The 16,231-nt window shown below is 67.4% G+C and carries 11 protein-coding genes; 4 read left to right on the forward strand and 7 right to left on the reverse strand.

Annotation, left to right across the window (positions count from 1 at the left end; all coding sequences use genetic code 11):
• The 6 genes from WS70_RS25355 to WS70_RS25380 form a co-directional block, all read right to left on the reverse strand.
• Nucleotides 1–1,275: an MFS transporter gene (locus WS70_RS25355; RefSeq protein WP_059473045.1), complete on the reverse strand. Its 1,275-nt coding sequence runs from the start codon at nucleotides 1,273–1,275 to the stop codon at nucleotides 1–3.
• 24 nt (nucleotides 1,276–1,299) lie between these two features.
• A complete protein-coding gene (locus WS70_RS25360; RefSeq protein WP_059598356.1) occupies nucleotides 1,300–2,097 on the reverse strand; it encodes a peptidylprolyl isomerase in 798 nt (265 codons plus the stop codon).
• A gap of 7 nt (nucleotides 2,098–2,104) precedes the next feature.
• The gene (gene narI / locus WS70_RS25365; protein ID WP_059598357.1) at nucleotides 2,105–2,788 is read right to left on the reverse strand and encodes a respiratory nitrate reductase subunit gamma; all 684 of its coding nucleotides are present in this window, start codon (nucleotides 2,786–2,788) and stop codon (nucleotides 2,105–2,107) included.
• 143 nt (nucleotides 2,789–2,931) lie between these two features.
• The gene (narJ, locus tag WS70_RS25370) at nucleotides 2,932–3,624 is read right to left on the reverse strand and encodes a nitrate reductase molybdenum cofactor assembly chaperone (RefSeq protein ID WP_059473042.1); all 693 of its coding nucleotides are present in this window, start codon (nucleotides 3,622–3,624) and stop codon (nucleotides 2,932–2,934) included.
• Entirely contained in the window at nucleotides 3,621–5,150 is a 1,530-nt protein-coding gene (gene narH, locus WS70_RS25375) for a nitrate reductase subunit beta (protein WP_059473041.1), read from the reverse strand. Before narH ends, narJ begins: the two co-directional genes overlap by 4 nt.
• Nucleotides 5,147–8,953, reverse strand: coding sequence for a nitrate reductase subunit alpha (locus WS70_RS25380; protein WP_059598358.1), 3,807 nt, complete (start codon nucleotides 8,951–8,953; stop codon nucleotides 5,147–5,149). Before WS70_RS25380 ends, narH begins: the two co-directional genes overlap by 4 nt.
• A 759-nt stretch (nucleotides 8,954–9,712) precedes the next feature.
• Between WS70_RS25380 and WS70_RS25390 the strand changes: the two genes are divergently transcribed.
• From WS70_RS25390 to WS70_RS25405, 4 genes are all read left to right on the forward strand, one after another.
• Nucleotides 9,713–11,761, forward strand: a complete 2,049-nt coding sequence (locus WS70_RS25390) for a PAS domain S-box protein (RefSeq protein ID WP_059598360.1) — start codon at nucleotides 9,713–9,715, stop codon at nucleotides 11,759–11,761.
• Entirely contained in the window at nucleotides 11,758–12,405 is a 648-nt protein-coding gene (locus tag WS70_RS25395) for a response regulator (RefSeq protein ID WP_059473038.1), read from the forward strand. The genes WS70_RS25390 and WS70_RS25395 overlap by 4 nt, the downstream gene beginning before the upstream one ends.
• Nucleotides 12,406–12,808: 403 nt before the next feature.
• The gene (locus WS70_RS25400) at nucleotides 12,809–13,219 is read left to right on the forward strand and encodes a response regulator (protein WP_059473037.1); all 411 of its coding nucleotides are present in this window, start codon (nucleotides 12,809–12,811) and stop codon (nucleotides 13,217–13,219) included.
• 12 nt (nucleotides 13,220–13,231) lie between these two features.
• On the forward strand, nucleotides 13,232–14,014 hold the full coding sequence (locus WS70_RS25405) for a helix-turn-helix domain-containing protein (protein WP_108034054.1): 783 nt from the start codon (nucleotides 13,232–13,234) through the stop codon (nucleotides 14,012–14,014).
• Between the two features lie 327 nt (nucleotides 14,015–14,341).
• Here the strand turns inward: WS70_RS25405 and WS70_RS25410 are convergent, their stop codons facing one another.
• Nucleotides 14,342–16,060, reverse strand: coding sequence for a CocE/NonD family hydrolase (locus tag WS70_RS25410; protein WP_059598361.1), 1,719 nt, complete (start codon nucleotides 16,058–16,060; stop codon nucleotides 14,342–14,344).
• Between the last annotated feature and the right edge of the window lie 171 nt (nucleotides 16,061–16,231).

The raw sequence follows: 16,231 nt of genomic DNA on the forward strand, positions 1-16,231 counted from the left end.
TCAGCGCCTGACGCCGCCCGGAACCGGCACGCGCCGGATCTCAGACAGATAGAGGATGATCAGCGACACCCAGACGATCCCGTACAGGAACATGAAGCACGTCGAGCGCACGCGGAACAGATCGACGAGCGCGCCGAAGATGATCGGCAGCAGAAAGCCGCCGAGTCCGCCCGCGAGCCCGACGATGCCGGTGACGACGCCCATGTTGTCCGGAAAATCGTCGGCGACATACTTGAACGTCGACGCCATCCCGAACGCGAACACGGCGCCGAGCGCGAACGTCAGCGCGACGAACCCGGCGAGCGGAAGGTGCAGTTGCAGCGTCGTGGTGCCGTCGACCGTATGGATCACGAGGTCGGTCGGCGGATAGGACAGCAGGAACAAGCAGATCCACGCGACCCACAGCCCCCACCAGGTCACCGCATGCGAGCCGTAGCGGTCGGACAGCCCGCCGCCGAGCGCGCGCAGCACCGAGCCCGGCAACGAGAATCCCGCCGCGAACGCCGACGCGGCGACGAGCGACATCCCGTAACCGTTCTTCAGATACTGCGGTATCCACAGCGACAGCGCGGTGAAGCCGCCGAACGTGATCGAATAGTACTGGCAGAGCTTCCACACGCGCGGATCGCGCAGCACCTTGAACGAGTCGAGCCACGCGCCCTTTTGCGCGCCCGCGCCGGGATCGGGCGCCGACGCGAGCCAGAAGATCGCCGCGGTGACGACGAGCGCGACGGCGTACACGCGCGGCACGAAGCGCCAGCCATACGCGGCGAGCAAGAGCGGCGTGACGAACAGATTGACCGCCGCACCGGCCGTGCCGGCGCCGAACACGCCCATCGCGAGCCCGCGCCGTTGCGGCGGAAAGAAGCGCGCGACATACGGCGTGCCGACCGCGAACGACGCGCCGACGCAGCCCAGAAAGAGTCCGATCAACAGGAATTGCCAGAGCTCGGTCGCATAGCTGACCGCATAGACCGGCACCGCGCAGGTGACGAGCAGCACGGTCATCACGATGCGGCCGCCGAAGCGGTCGGTCCACGCGCCGAGCGGCAGCCGCATCAGCGCGCCCGTCAGCACCGGCGTCGACGTGAGCAGCCCGAATTCGGTCGCGTTCAGATGCAGATCCTCGCGCAGCTGGATGCCGATCACGCCGAACATCATCCAGACGACGAAGCAGACGAGAAACGCGAGCGTGCTCGCAAAGAGCACCGACCATGCGCGCGCCGGGACGGCGAGGACATGGTCGAACGCGCCGGAACCGTGCTGTGAGGCCATGTCCGCCCTCCTTTGTCGATCAGTTCACTGAACCAGCGGGCCGTTCGCGTCGCCGAGCGCGACGCCCTCGATCCGTGCGCCGCTCGCAAGGAGCGTCACGTATTGCTGGATCGCCTTGTGCCGCACGTGCTCGGCGAGAAACGCGGCGATGTCGGACGCGACCGCGTCGAACGGCACCGGATCGCCCGGCACGCGACGGTCGATCCGCACGATGTGGAAACCGAAGCGCGTATTCACGAGGCGCGGCAGCACGCCCAGGTCCGGCGTATCGAACACGGCCGCCTCGAACTCCGGCACCGAATCGCCGCGCAGCAGCTGCCCGAGGCTGCCGCCGACGTTCGCCGACGGACAGTTCGACAGCTCGCGCGCGCGCGTCTCGAACGTCTGCGAATCGGCGAGCACGCGCGCGAGCGTCGCCTCGGCCTCGCGGCGCAGCGGCGGGAGCGGCGTCGCGTCCGTCACCGCGAACAGGATATGGCTCGCGTAGACGATGTCGCGCCGGCGAAAGCGCGCCGCATGGTTCCGGTAATAGCGCTCGCAATCGTCGCGCGTCGGCTCCGGCAGATGCGTGAGCTCGCTCGCGAGCAGCGCGTCGAGCACGCCGTCGTCGAGCGGCGCGCCGCCCGCCGCGAGCCCGAGCGCGACCGTGCGCTGCCGCAGCAACTCGCGCACGACGAGCGCGCGCCGCGCCGCATCGAGCGGATCGTCGGCATCGCTGTGATGCGCACGCTCGTCGTCGATGTCGGACGCGCCGATCTCGACGCCGTTGACGCTGACGCGCGCAGGCCGCTGCGCGCCGGGGGTTTCGTCGATCGCGTTCATCGGCGTCTCAGCGCTTGCGCACCACTTGATACGGCCGAATCAGATACGCGACCGACGCGAAGCCGCTCCAGACGTGCACCATTCGCGTGAACGGCGACACGAGGAAGATCGTGAAGCCGAGCAGGATGTGCGCGCGATAGGTCCACGGCACGCCGACGAGCAGCTCGGCGACGCCCGGCCGGAACGTGACCACGCCCTTCACGTAGTCGGTCAGCACTTCGAACATCGCGCCGTCCATGTGGCGCGCCGACAGCACGACGGTCCCGAGCCCGAGTGCGAGCTGCGCCCACAGCATCAGCACGATCAGAATGTCGGACTTGCGGCTGTTGCGGCGGATCCGCGCATCGCCGAGACGTCGCGCGATCAGGATCGTGAGCCCGACGATCGCGACCGCGCCCGCCGCGCCGCCCCCGACCATCGCGATCAACTGATGCGCGGACGCAGACAGGAACGGCGACACGAGCCAGTGCGGCGCGAGAAAGCCGGCGAAGTGGCCGATCACGACGACGAGCACGCCCCAGTGGAACAGGTTGCTGCCGAGCCGCAGCGCGCCGTGCCGCAGCAACTGCGACGAATCGCTCTTCCACGTGTATTGCTCGCGATCGAAGCGGATCAGGCTGCCGATCAAAAGCACCGCAAGACACAGATACGGATAGATGCCGAACAGAAACGTATTCAGGTAATCGCTCATGGGCTTCTCCTGATCCTTCGTCGGGTCCTTCGCCGAAACCTTCGGCGAGTTTTTCGTTGGGCCTTCGTCCGCGCTTCCGCCCGTGACCGGCGACGCTTGCCGGCTGCGCGTCGACGCCCCTGCGCCCGCCCGTGTCCCGCCGTCTACCGTCCCGGCCGCTTGTCGTAGAACCGCACGGGCTCCGTCGCGCCCGGCGTCGCCGCGCCGACGAAACGTACCGGTTCGTCCACGTAGTCGGCGTCGAGCGCGCGATGGTCGACGACCGTGTGCGCGTCGTCGTCCGGCGCATCGGGCACGTCTGCCTGCCCCTTGCCCGCGAGCGACAGCAGCGCGCCGATCAAGAAGCCGTAATGGCTGCCCCGCTTGGCGAGCGCCGCCGCGAGCGACCGTAGGATCTCGGCCGTCTCCGCGAGCAGGTTGCGCGCGTCGCGCTCGGGCAGGCGCGACAGATATTCGAGGAACACCGGCAGATAATCGGGCAGCTCGTGCGCGCTCAGATACAGCCCGTGTTGCTCGTACATCCGCAGCAGATCGACCATCGCCTGGCCTCGATCGCGCGATTCGCCGTGCACGTGCTCGAACAGATGCAGCGACGTCGCGCGCCCGCGATCGAACAGCGCGACGTAATTCTCCTGCAGCGTCAGCAGATCGCGCTCGCCGAGATACGCGAGAAAGCGGGCGAGCCCCGCGCGCGCGTCTTTCGTCAGCCCTTTCGCGTCGCGCAAGCAGGCGTCGATCGCGGGCAGCGCGTCGACGAGCGCGTCGCCCGGATAATCGAGCAGCGCCGACAGCGCCGAATACACCGCGCCGCGCGGCTCGAGCGGTGCGTCGCTCATCCCCCCACCTCCTTGATCGGAATCGTCTTCTGGCTTTTTTTCATGCCGAAGAGACTCGTTTCCGACGTCCCGCCCGAGCAGCCGTTGCCGAACGAGAAGCCGCACGACGCGCGCAGATCGAATGCATCCTCCGCGTATTCGCGATGGGCCGTCGGGATCACGAAGCGATCCTCGTAGTTCGCGATCGCGAGATAGCGGTACATCTCGTCGACCTGCGCGATCGACAGGCCGCCCTGCTTCAGCACGCCCGGCGCATCGACGCGATCGACGTGCCGCGCGCGCATGAACGCGCGCATCGCGAGCAGACGTTCGAGCGCGAGCTTCACCGGCGCTTCGTCGCCCGCCGTCAGCAGGTTCGCGAGATAGCGCAGCGGTATCCGCAGCGATTCGACGTCCGGCAGATAGCCGTTCATCCCGAGCGCGCCGCTGTTCGCCGCCGCGTTGATCGGCGACAGCGGCGGCACGTACCAGACCATCGGCAGCGTGCGGTATTCCGGATGCAGCGGGAACGCGATCTTCCAGTCGATCGCCATCTTGTAGACGGGCGAGCGCTTCGCCGCGTCGAGCCACGCGGCGGGCACGCCGTCGCGCTCGGCCTGCGCGGCGATCGCGGGATCGTTCGGATCGAGAAAGAGCGCGAGCTGCGCTTCGTACAGATCCGTCTCGCGCTCGACGCTCGCCGCCTCGCCGATGCGGTCGGCGTCGTACAGCAGCACGCCGAGATAGCGGATGCGGCCGACGCAGGTCTCCGAGCAGACGGTCGGCTGGCCCGCCTCGATGCGCGGATAGCAGAAGATGCACTTCTCCGCCTTGCCGCTCTGCCAGTTGTAGTAGATCTTCTTGTATGGGCAGCCGGACACGCACATCCGCCAGCCGCGGCACTTGTCCTGGTCGATCAGCACGATCCCGTCTTCCTCGCGCTTGTAGATCGAGCCCGACGGGCACGCGGCGACGCATGCCGGATTCAGGCAATGCTCGCAAAGCCGCGGCAGGTACATCATGAACGTGTTCTCGAACTGGCCGTAGATGTCCTTCTGCACGTTGTCGAAGTTGTAATCCTTCGAACGCTTGTCGAACTCGCCGCCGAGAATCTCCTCCCAGTTCGGCCCCCACTCGATCTTCTCGAGCCGCTCGCCGCTCACGAGCGAGCGCGGGCGCGCGACGGGCATCGCCTTCGCGTCGCCCGCTTCCTGCAGATGCGCGTAGTCGAACGTGAACGGCTCGTAGTAGTCGTCGATCTCCGGCAGATGCGGATTCGCGAAGATCTGCGCGAGCAGCCGCCACTTGCCGCCGAGGCGCGGCTCGATCCTGCCGTCCGCGCGCCGCTTCCAGCCGCCGCGCCAGCGCTCCTGGTTTTCCCAATCCTTCGGATAGCCGATGCCCGGCTTCGTCTCGACGTTGTTGAACCACGCGTACTCCATCCCTTCGCGGCTCGTCCACACGTTCTTGCACGTGACCGAGCACGTGTGGCAGCCGATGCACTTGTCGAGATTGAGCACCATCGCGATCTGCGCGCGGATTTTCATCGGGTTTCTCCTGCATCGACGTTGCGTTCGCCCGGTGCGGCCGATGCGCCGGCGGCAATCGCGCCGCCTTCGCGTTCCTCTTCGCCGTCGAGCCAATCGATCCGCTTCATCTTGCGCACGATCAGGAACTCGTCGCGATTCGAGCCGACGGTGCCGTAATAGTTGAAGCCGTACGACAGTTGCGCATAGCCGCCGATCATGTGCGTCGGCTTCAGCGACACGCGCGTCACCGAGTTGTGGATGCCGCCGCGCGTGCCGGTGATCTCGGAACCCGGCGTGTTCACGATCTTCTCCTGCGCGTGATACATCATCACCATCCCGCGCGGCACCCGCTGGCTCACGACGGCGCGCGCGCACAACGCGCCGTTCGCGTTGTAGCACTCGATCCAGTCGTTGTCGGCGACGCCGATCGCTTGCGCGTCGCGCTCCGACATCCAGACGATCGGCCCGCCGCGCGACAGCGTCAGCATCAGCAGGTTGTCCGTGTACGTGCTGTGAATGCCCCATTTCTGGTGCGGCGTGATGAAGTTCAGCACGATCTCGGGATTGCCGTTCGAGCGCTGGCCGACCATGTGCGCGTAGCTGCCGGTATCGATGGGCGGCTTGTACGCGCAGAGCGACTCGCCGAACGCGCGCATCCACGGATGATCCTGATAGAGCTGCTGCCGGCCGCTCAACGTGCGCCACGGCACGAACTCGTGCACGTTCACGTAGCCCGCGTTGTACGACACGTGCTCGGACTCGATCCCGCTCCACGTCGGCGATGAGATGATCTTGCGCGGCTGCGCCTGGATGTCGCGAAAGCGAATCTTCTCGTCCTCGCGCGCGTGCGCGAGATGCGCGTGCTCGACGCCCGTCACGCGCGACAGCGCCTGCCACGCCTTCACCGCGACCGCGCCGTTCGTCTCGGGCGCGAGCGCGAGGATCACTTCGGCCGCATCGAGCGCGCTGTCGATACGCGGGCGGCCCTGCGCGCAGCCTTCTTCGGTGACGCGATAGTTGAGCGCGCCGAGCAGCGCGACCTCGTCCTTCGTGTCCCAGCCGATCCCCTTGCCGCCGTTGCCGAGCCGGTCCATCAACGGCCCGAGCGACGTGAACTTGCGGTACGTGCCCGGGTAGTCGCGATCGACGGCGACGACGGCCGGCATCGTCTTGCCGGGAATCGCATCGCATTCGCCTTGCTTCCAGTCGCGCACGTCGAACGGCTGCGCGAGCTCCGCCGGACTGTCGTGCGCGATCGGTGCGAGCACGATGTCGCGCTCAATCCCGAGATGCCCGTCGGCCAGCTCCGAGAAGCGCTTCGCGATCCCCTTGAAGATCTCCCAGTCGCTCTTCGACTGCCACGCCGGATCGACCGCCGCCGACAGCGGATGGATGAACGGATGCATGTCGGACGTGTTCATGTCGTCCTTCTCGTACCACGTCGCGGTCGGCAGCACGACGTCCGAGTACATGCAGGTGGTCGACATCCGGAAATCGAGCGTGACGAGCAGGTCGAGCTTGCCGCACGGCGCGTCGGCATGCCACGTCACTTCCTCAGGGCGCCGGACGCCATCCCCTTCGCGGATCTCGTCGCCCTGCACGCCATGCGTGGTGCCGAGCAGGTGCTTCAGGAAGTACTCGTGGCCCTTGCCCGACGAGCCGAGCAGGTTCGAGCGCCATACGAACAGGTTGCGCGGAAAATTCTCGGGCGCGTCCGGGTCCTCGCACGCCATCTTCAGCTCGCCCGACGCTAAGCGCCGCGCGATCTCCGCGCCCGCGTGCGCGGGATCGGCGATGTCCGCGCCGACGCGCAGCGGGTTCGCGCCCAGTTGCGGCGCGGACGGCAGCCAGCCCATCCGCTCGGCGCGCACGTTGTAGTCGATCGGCGCGCCGTGGAAGCGGCGCTTGTCCGCGAGCGGCGACAGCAGCGCCGACGGATCCATCGGGTCGTAGCGCCACTGGTCGGTATGCGCGTAGAAGAACGACGTCGAATTCATCTGCCGGGGCGGCCGGTGCCAGTCGAGCGCGAACGCAAGCGCGGTCCAGCCGGTCTGCGGCCGCAGCTTCTCCTGCCCGACGTAATGCGACCAGCCGCCGCCCGACTTGCCGACGCAGCCGCACATGATCAGCATGTTGATGATCGCGCGGTACGTCATGTCCATGTGGAACCAGTGATTGATCCCCGCGCCGACGATCACCATCGACTTGCCCTGCGTCTTGTGCGCGTTCTCCGCGAACTGGCGCGCGACCGAGATCACGTCCTCGCGCTTCACGCCGGTGATCGCCTCCTGCCACGCGGGCGTGTACGGCACGTCGTCGTCATAGCTTGTCGCGACGTCGCGTCCGCCGAGGCCTTGGTCGAGCCCGTAGTTCGCGACGAACAGATCGTAGACGGTCGCGACGAGCATTTCGCCGTCCGGCGTCGCGACGCGCCGCGCGCCGATCCCGCGCGACAGCTCGGACGCATGCGCGGTGTGGTCGAAATGCGCGTGCGGCTGGTTGCCGAAGTACGGAAACAGCACGTCGACGACTTCGTCATGCGCTTTCGCGAGCGACAGGCGCGGCGCGAGCGCGCCGCCGCGCGACGTCTCCGCCTTCAGGTTCCACTTGCCTCGATCGCCGCCGTCCTGCCGCGCCCAGCGGAAACCGACCGAGCCGACCGGCACGACGAACTCGCCCGTCGCGTCGTCGATCATCACGGTCTTCCAGTCCGGATGCTCGGCCTCGCCTAAAGCGCCGTCGAAATCGGACGCGCGCACGAGCCGCTCGGGCGCGTAGCCTGCGCCGTGCGGAACGAGCCGCACGAGGCACGGCATGTCCGTGTAGCGGCGGCAGTAATCGGAGAAGTAGTCGCTCGATCCTTCTACGTGGAATTCCTTCAGGATCACGTGGCCCATCGCGAGCGCGAGCGCCGCGTCGGTGCCCTGCTTCGGATGCAGCCACAGGTCGCCGAACTTCGCGCCTTCCGCGTAGTCGGGAAACACCGACACGATCTTCGTGCCCCTGTAGCGCGCCTCGACGAGGAAGTGCGCGTCGGGCGTGCGCGTCTGCGGGACGTTGGAGCCCCACATCACGATGAACGTCGAGTTGTACCAGTCGGCGGACTCGGGCACGTCGGTCTGCTCGCCCCACGTCTGCGGCGACGCGGGCGGCAGGTCGCAATACCAGTCGTAGAAGCTGAGGCACACGCCGCCGATCAGCGACAGATAGCGCGAGCCCGCCGCGTACGACACCATCGACATCGCAGGAATCGGCGAGAAGCCGACGACGCGGTCCGGCCCGTGGCGCGCAATCGTATGCACGTTCGCCGCCGCGACGATCTCGTTGACTTCTTCCCACGTCGCGCGCACGAAGCCGCCGAGGCCGCGGCGGCTCTGATAGCCGCGCCGCGCGGCTTCGTCGTCGACGATCGAGCGCCATGCGTCGACGGGCGCCATCGTGCGGCGCCGCGCGCGCCACAACTTGACGAGCGCGCTGCGCACGAGCGGATACTTGAGCCGGTTCGCGCTATAGAGGTACCACGAGTACGACGCGCCGCGCGAGCAGCCGCGCGGCTCGTGATTCGGCATGTCGGGGCGGGTGCGCGGATAGTCGGTCTGCTGCGTCTCCCACGTGACGATGCCGCCTTTCACGTAGACCTTCCACGAGCACGAGCCGGTGCAGTTCACGCCGTGCGTCGAACGGACGATCTTGTCGTGCTGCCAGCGTTGCCGGTAGCCCTCTTCCCACTTTCGGTCCTCGTCGGTGACCGCGCCATGTCCGTCGGAAAACTGCGGGCGGGTCGTCGTGAAAAAGCGCAGCCTGTCCAGGAAATGGCTCATGGCGATCCTTGTGGGGGTGAGGCGCACGGTTTTGAATCTAGCAACGGCCCTTCACAAAGTAAAGGTAACGTGAACAATCTCGACGAGAATGCGAGCCGAGCGCCGGATGCGGCATCGTGCGTGCGATCGCAATTGCGAGTCGATCCGCGCGGTCGTCGCAGTCGTCGCGATCGCGGCGCGCGAGCATCTCGAGCCCGTCCGGTGCGGCGCGCTTGGGCGTGGGCAGCGCAATCCACCGGTCGCTCCGGCTTCGGCTCCGGCATTCGACACTTCATCTGCCGGACCTGCGCGGCCGGAATCCGCCGAAGCGACGTCGAAAAAAATGGTCATGAAAAAAGGACTGCGCACAGTCGAATACGGCTAAAGGCATGGAAAACGCCAATGGCCATGCGTCGCCGAATATCGACGAATTGGACGGCGTACTTGTGACAGCGGATGAAAAAGCGCAGCGTCGAGTGCCGCGCGTTGCCGGTTCGATGCGCCGATGCCGCTCCGCACGATGCGCCGCACAGCGGGCACCCTTACGCCGCCGACAAGGCGCGAGCCTTGACGCGGACGGCTGCACCGGATTCGAATGAATTGCCCGGCGGCGTAATATTTGAAAGAATTCGATCCGCAGCACCTCGGCGATGTCGCATTGCCGAAAATGGCAGGAATCACGCAAAATATCGACATTCCAATTCCCGCTGCGCATCGAGCCCATATGCTCGACGCTCCCCAACCAGCAGCACCGGCATAACGAAGCATAGGTATGAACTCATGACCGCCAGCGGGATCAACCCTGGCGCATCGAGCGATGCGTCCCGTACCGACCGGCGCGGCGCGCTCGTCGCCGTGATCGTCGCCGCGCTGGGATTCGCGGCGTCATACGGCGTCGCACGTCTCGTGCTGCAGCAGGAGCGCGACGCCGCGCAAGCCCGTTTCGAGCGGCGCGCCGGGCACGTGACGACCACGCTGCAGCAAGAGCTGCTGGCGGCCGCGACGGTGCTGCGCGGCGCGCGCGGCATGCTCGGCGCGAACGCTTCGCCCGCCGCCGTCGGCTGGCCGAACTATCAGGCGCAGCTCGACCTCGACCGCGCGCGCTCGCCGATCCGCTCGCTCGGCTTCGTCGACGCGAAGATCGTCGTCGGCGCCGCGCAGACGAACGTCGATCCGCAGACGCGCGCCGCGCTGCTGCGCGCGGCGGATTCCGGCCTGGTCACGCTCGACGCGCATGCGACGCCGTCCGACGGCGCGTACGCGCCGGACAGCGGCGTCGGCGCGCTCACGCTCTATCTGCCCGTCTACACGTCGAACGAAGCGCTGCCCGCCATCGAACGCCGCCGCGCCGACACATCGGGCTTCGTCGCCGCGACGCTCGATGCGCGGCGCCTCATCGAGCTGTCGACCGCGAACGACCGCGACATCGACTTGCGCCTGACGGCGGGCGAGCCGGGCACGCTCGTCTACGCGACCGACCGCGAATACAACGGCGCCGACACGTCGCATCCGCCGCTCGCCCGCACCGAGCAGCTCAATTTCGGCGGCGCGCCGCTCACGCTCGCCTACACGACCGAAAACCGCTGGGCGGCGATCCGCTCGAACGCCGTCGCGACCACGGTGCTCGTCGCCGGCGCGGCGACGTCCGCGCTGCTCGCGGTGCTCGCGTATCTGCTCGTCAGCCGCCTCGGCGCGCGCGCCGTGAACGCCGACGACAATCCGATCAACGAAGCGCGGATGATGGGCATCATCCGCTCGTCGATGGAAGCGATCATCACGATCGACGAGACACAGACCGTCGTGATCTTCAATCCGGCCGCCGAGCGCGTGTTCGGCGTGTCCGCGATGGACGCGATCGGCTCGCCGCTCGCGCGCTTCATTCCCGAGCGCTTTCGCGCGGCGCACGCGAGGCACGTCGAGCAGTTCGGCGTGACGGGCGTGTCCGACCGGCAGATGGGCCGCCAGCGCGTGCTGTTCGGTCTGCGCGAGAACGGCGAGGAGTTTCCGATCGAAGCGTCGATCTCACAGATCCGCGACGGCTCCGGCAAGCTGTACACGGTGATGCTGCGCGACGTGACCGAGCGCGTGCGCGCCGAGACCGCGCTGCGGCAATCGCGCGAAGAGCTGCGCGAACTGTCCGCGAATCTGCAGAACGTGCGCGAGGAAGAAAAGACGCGGATCGCGCGCGAGCTCCACGACGACCTCGGCCAGCAACTCACCGCCCTCAAGATGGACGTGTCGGCGATCGCGCTCGCGCTCGCCCGCTATCGCGACGAGCAGCCCGACGCGCAGCTGGTCGTGGCCGTCGAGCAGCAATTGCACGGGATGCGCCGCCTGATCGATTCGACGGTCGCGTCGGTGCGACGCATCGCAGCCGACCTGCGGCCCGTGATGCTCGACGATCTCGGCCTCGTGCCCGCGATCGAATGGCTCGCGAACGATTTCACGAACCGCTACGGGATCGACGTCGAACGCCGGCTCGACACGGCCGACACGAGCTTTTCGAACGCCGGCGCGACGACGCTGTTCCGGATCGTCCAGGAGGCGCTGACGAACGTCGCGCGTCACGCGGACGCGACCCGCGTGACGCTGATGCTCGCGATCGACCAGGACCTCTGCGTGCTGCAGATCAAGGACGACGGCCGCGGCATGCAGCCCGACGAGCGTCGCGACGCGCACGGCGACAAGTCGTTCGGCCTCATCGGCATCCGCGAGCGCGCACACATGCTGAGCGGCACCGTCACGACCGATTCCGCGCCCGGCCACGGCTTCTCGATCAAGGTCGCGCTGCCGCTCGCGGCGATCCGGCAACAGGACGCGCTTCCATGATCAAGGTCCTGATCGCGGACGATCACGCGCTCGTGCGCGACGGTCTGCGCCACATCCTCAGCAGCACGCCGGGCTTCGAAGTCGCCGGCGAGGCGTGCGACGGCATCTCGACGATCGAGCTGATGCGCTCGGCCGATGCGCAAGTGCTCGTGCTCGACCTGTCGATGCCGGGCCGCAACGGCATCGATCTCATCAAGCAGATCAAGGAAGAAAAGCCGACGCTGCGCATCCTCGTGCTGACGATGCACGCGGAGCAGCAATACGCGTCGCGTGCGTTCCGCGCGGGCGCGTCGGGCTACATGACGAAGGAAAGCGCGAGCGCGGAGCTCATCGGCGCGCTGACGAAGATCGCGGCGGGCGGCGTCTACGTGAGCCTCGCGATGGCCGAGCGGCTCGCGCAAAGCCTGAACGAGCCCACCGAGTCGCTGCCGCACCAGCGCCTGTCGGACCGCGAGTTCGACGTGTTCCGCCGGATCGCCGCCGGCGAGACGATCAGCGAGATCGCGCAGGCGCTCAACGTCAGCGCGAAGACGGTCAGCACCTACAAGGCGCGCATCCTCGAGAAGATGCAGATGCCGCACGACGCGGCGCTCGTCCGCTACGCGATGCGGCACAAGCTGTTCGACGACAGCGACGAGGTCTGATCGAAGTCCGGTCGGCGCTCGCCGTAGCGCGACGGGCCGCCGCTCGTGCGCCTGTCGCGCCGTCGCCCATTGGGCGGCTCGCCGGGCGGCCGTCGCCCGGGCGGCAGCGCAACGGTGCCAGGCCGCCGCTTCGCGCACCGCATACTCCATCGCTCCGCCACCGCCCGCCGCCCCGTCCCCGCCCAGACTCGCCCGCGATCGGCCCGCCCGTTTTCCCGTCGACACCGCCCGCCAGCCCGCTCGTCCCATGCCCGCCCCCGACGTCGCCAGCCGCCGCCCCGCCCTTTGTCCGCATCCGCTCAAACCCTCGTAGGGATATCCCTACAGCGACCGCGCCATCGCCTACCTCATTTTCACCCGGCGCTGATTTCACGCCGCGATTGGGCAGACCATACTGCCGGCCATGGATGCACGCGAATCAACTCCTCCGCTGAGAGTCTTTCTCGTCGACTACGCGGCCCCGGTCAGAGCGCGCCTTGCGTCGCTGCTCGAAACGATCCTCGGGGTCGCGGTGGTCGGCGAAGCCGAGGACGTCCCGGCTGCGATGGCGGGCATTCTCGAATCGGGCGCCGACGTCGCCGTCATCGAGCTGAGATTGACGGGCGACAGCGGGCTGGAGTTGATTTCGGCGCTGACGCGCGCCGCGCCGAAGGTGGTCAAGATCGTGCTGACCAACCTGTCCGGAGCGGCATTTCGCGCGGCATGCAACGACGCAGGGGCGGATTTCTTCTTCGACAAGACCGCCGACGTGGACGCCGCATGCCGCGCCGTGAGAACCCTGGCCAGCGCGCGCCGAGCGAGCGCGGCCGAATGACAGGAGCAGATCATGTTGCAAGCGCAAACGCAGAAGGCCTTCACGTCCGTCGCACGACCGCGCGCGACGATGCCGCTGCGCGCGGCCGCGCGCGACGACGCGGCGAAGCGTCCGGCCACGCGCTGCTCGAGCTGCACGATGCGCAGCGTCTGCATGCCCGCCGACCTGACCGTCAACGAATTCGCCAAACTCGACGCGTTGATCTGCTCGACGCGTCAGATCAAGCGCGGCGACACGCTGTTTCGCACGCACGACACGTTCCAGAGCATCTATGCAGTGCGCACCGGTTCGTTCAAGACGGTCGTCATGCATCGCGACGGCCAGGAACACGTGACGGGCTTCCAGATCGCCGGTGAAACGATGGGGCTCGACGGCGTGTGCGGCGGCCGCCACAACAGCGACGCGGTCGCGCTCGAGGACAGCACCGTCTGCATCATCCCGTTCGCGCAGCTCGAAGCGGTGTGCCGCGAAGTGAAGCCGATGCAGCACCACGTCCACCGGCTGATGAGCGGCGAGATCGTCCGCGAATCGAGCCAGATGATGCTGCTCGGCACGATGACGGCGGAGCAGCGCGTCGCCGCATTCCTGCTCAACATGTCGGAGCGCTTCCAGAAGCGCGGCTACTCGGCGGCGGAATTCAATCTGCGGATGACGCGCGAGGAGATCGGCTGCTATCTCGGGATGAAGCTCGAGACCGTCAGCCGGATGCTGTCGAAGTTCCAGCGCGACAAGCTGATCGCGCCGCGCGGCAAGCAGATCCGCATCATCGATCCGGTCGGGCTCGCGCGCGTGTGACGCGAGCGGGCCGCGCGGATCGCAGAACAATCGCTACGGGGATAGAAGAAAGGCCAGCAGGCCGAACGCGACGGGGAAAAAAGCTCGGCAAACCGGGCTGCGACGGGGCCGAACAATACGGGGAGCAAACTGGCCGGCCGCTACGAGGAAAACGAAATCGAAGATCGACGAATTATCACCCTACCTCGAAAGAGGCGCTTCGGGACGGCGTAGCAATACGGCCGTCCATTTTTTTGTCGACGCCCGGCCGCTTGCGCCGGGCGTTTTTATGCGGATGCGCGCGCCGACTACCGCAGCGCACGCATCGTCATCGACGCGCTGCGGGCGTCACGAGCGCACCGGCAGGACGAGCGTCGCCTGCCTGTTCGGATCGAACTGGAACGTCACGCCGAATCGCTCGCCCGGATTGACGGGCGGCTGATACAGGCTGTCGTACGTGTCGAGCACGATGCCGATGTGGTGATCCGCCGGCACGTCGTACGCGGTCGCCGAAAACTCGATCGGGAAATCGACCGTCGCGCCCGGCGTCGCCCAGTGCACGGTCCGCGCGCCGTGCGTGATCAGCTTGCCGAAGCCGAGCGCGTCGACGTCGTACAGATACGCGACGACTTGCGCGCGCGCCTGCGACGGCGTCGCACGCAGGTTCAGCCTCGCGATTCCGCGCAAATGCAGCGGCGACGCAAGCGGCACGCCCTCGTAGCGGACGCCCGTCGCGAGATTGACGGTCGCGAGCGGATTGACGACAGGCGCGCCGAGGCTCTCGCCGAACGTCGACAGCACCGGAATCGGGCCGCTCGTCGCGGTCGTGTCCGAGAAGTTCTGGATCAGATCGCTGCCCGCGGCGCGGTTCGGCGCGCTCTGCAGCGTGCCCGACACGCCCTTCGTGCACAGGCACGACAGGTCCCAGCGCAGCGCGCCGCGCGGCCCGACGTACAGCGTCTGCGCCTGCACGTTGCTCGCGGGCCACGTGTCGAACGACTCGCGCGTGTTCGCGAACTTGATCTGCATCGACACCTTCGGCTCGGTATCGACGCCGTTCTGCACGCCCTTCAGCCAGCGGTCGAACCAGCGGTGCGCCTGGTCGTATGGGTAATTCGGCGCGCCCAAGAGCGCGCCCGGAATCTCGGCCTGCGCGTGGATGCCCGGATTCAGCAGCAGCTTCTTCGGCACCGTCAGTTGCGAGAACAGCTTCATCGACGAGTTGGGCGTGAACATGTCGTCTTCGAAATTCTTGCTGATGAAGACGGGCGCGCCGCGGCGGTTCAGCGTGTCGAGATAGGTCGACGGCGAGCGCACCTGCGCCCACGCGACGATCTCGTCGACCTTCGCCTGCGTCGTGTTCGGATCGAGGAGCGCCTTCACGTACTGGCCGACGATCGGATCGAGCCGCCCCGTCACCTTGCCGGACAGAAACAGCACCGCGCTCCACGTCGCGTTCGGCGACTGCTCGCCGTATAGCTGATCGACGAGATCGCCCCAGCCGGAGAGCGCCGCCGCCGTCTTCAGCCGCCTGTCCTGCGCGAGCGCGAGGAGCGACAGCCCAGCGCCGTACGAGATCCCGCTCACCGCGAGCTTGTCGGGATCGGCGGGCGTGTTCGCGGACACCCAGTCGACCGCCGACGACACGTCCTTCACGTCCTGCGGACTCGCGACCTCGACCTGTCCGCCCGACAGGTAGAAGCCCCGCGCCGTGTACGCGAGCACGATGTAGCCGTCCTGCGCGAGCTTGCGCTGCTGGCCGAGATATTCGAAGAAGTCGGACGCGGCCCAGCTCGAGATCATCACGATCGTCGGAAATTTCTGGCCGGGGCTCGTGATCCTCGGCAGGAACACGTTCGCGGTGAGCCGCGCGCCGTCCGTCGCCGTCACGCTCTGGTCGTTGACCCAGCAGGTGCCATCCTCCGGCGAGCTCACGCCGGGAAACTGGAACGGCGTCGTGTAGACGGCCGCTTCGGCGGGCGTCGCAGGCCGGCAGGACACGCCCGCGTGGGCAAGCGACGCGGCGAGCGCGACGCTCGCGCCCGCGATGAAACGCGCAAGCTTCATGTATCTCCTCCAATTTGTCTTGGATCTTGTTTAGTCGAAGATGCCGTCGGCGGCCCGCTATCGGCGGGTTTTGCGCGACGCTGGCTGATTGAGCCATTCGTCGCGCGCAGGGTCAAGGCATGCAAGACACGGGGACGGCCGCCCGACGCGGCGGGCGCCGGCGTTCAGCGT

It is taken from the genome of Burkholderia mayonis (assembly GCF_001523745.2).
GTDB classification, from domain to species: domain Bacteria; phylum Pseudomonadota; class Gammaproteobacteria; order Burkholderiales; family Burkholderiaceae; genus Burkholderia; species Burkholderia mayonis.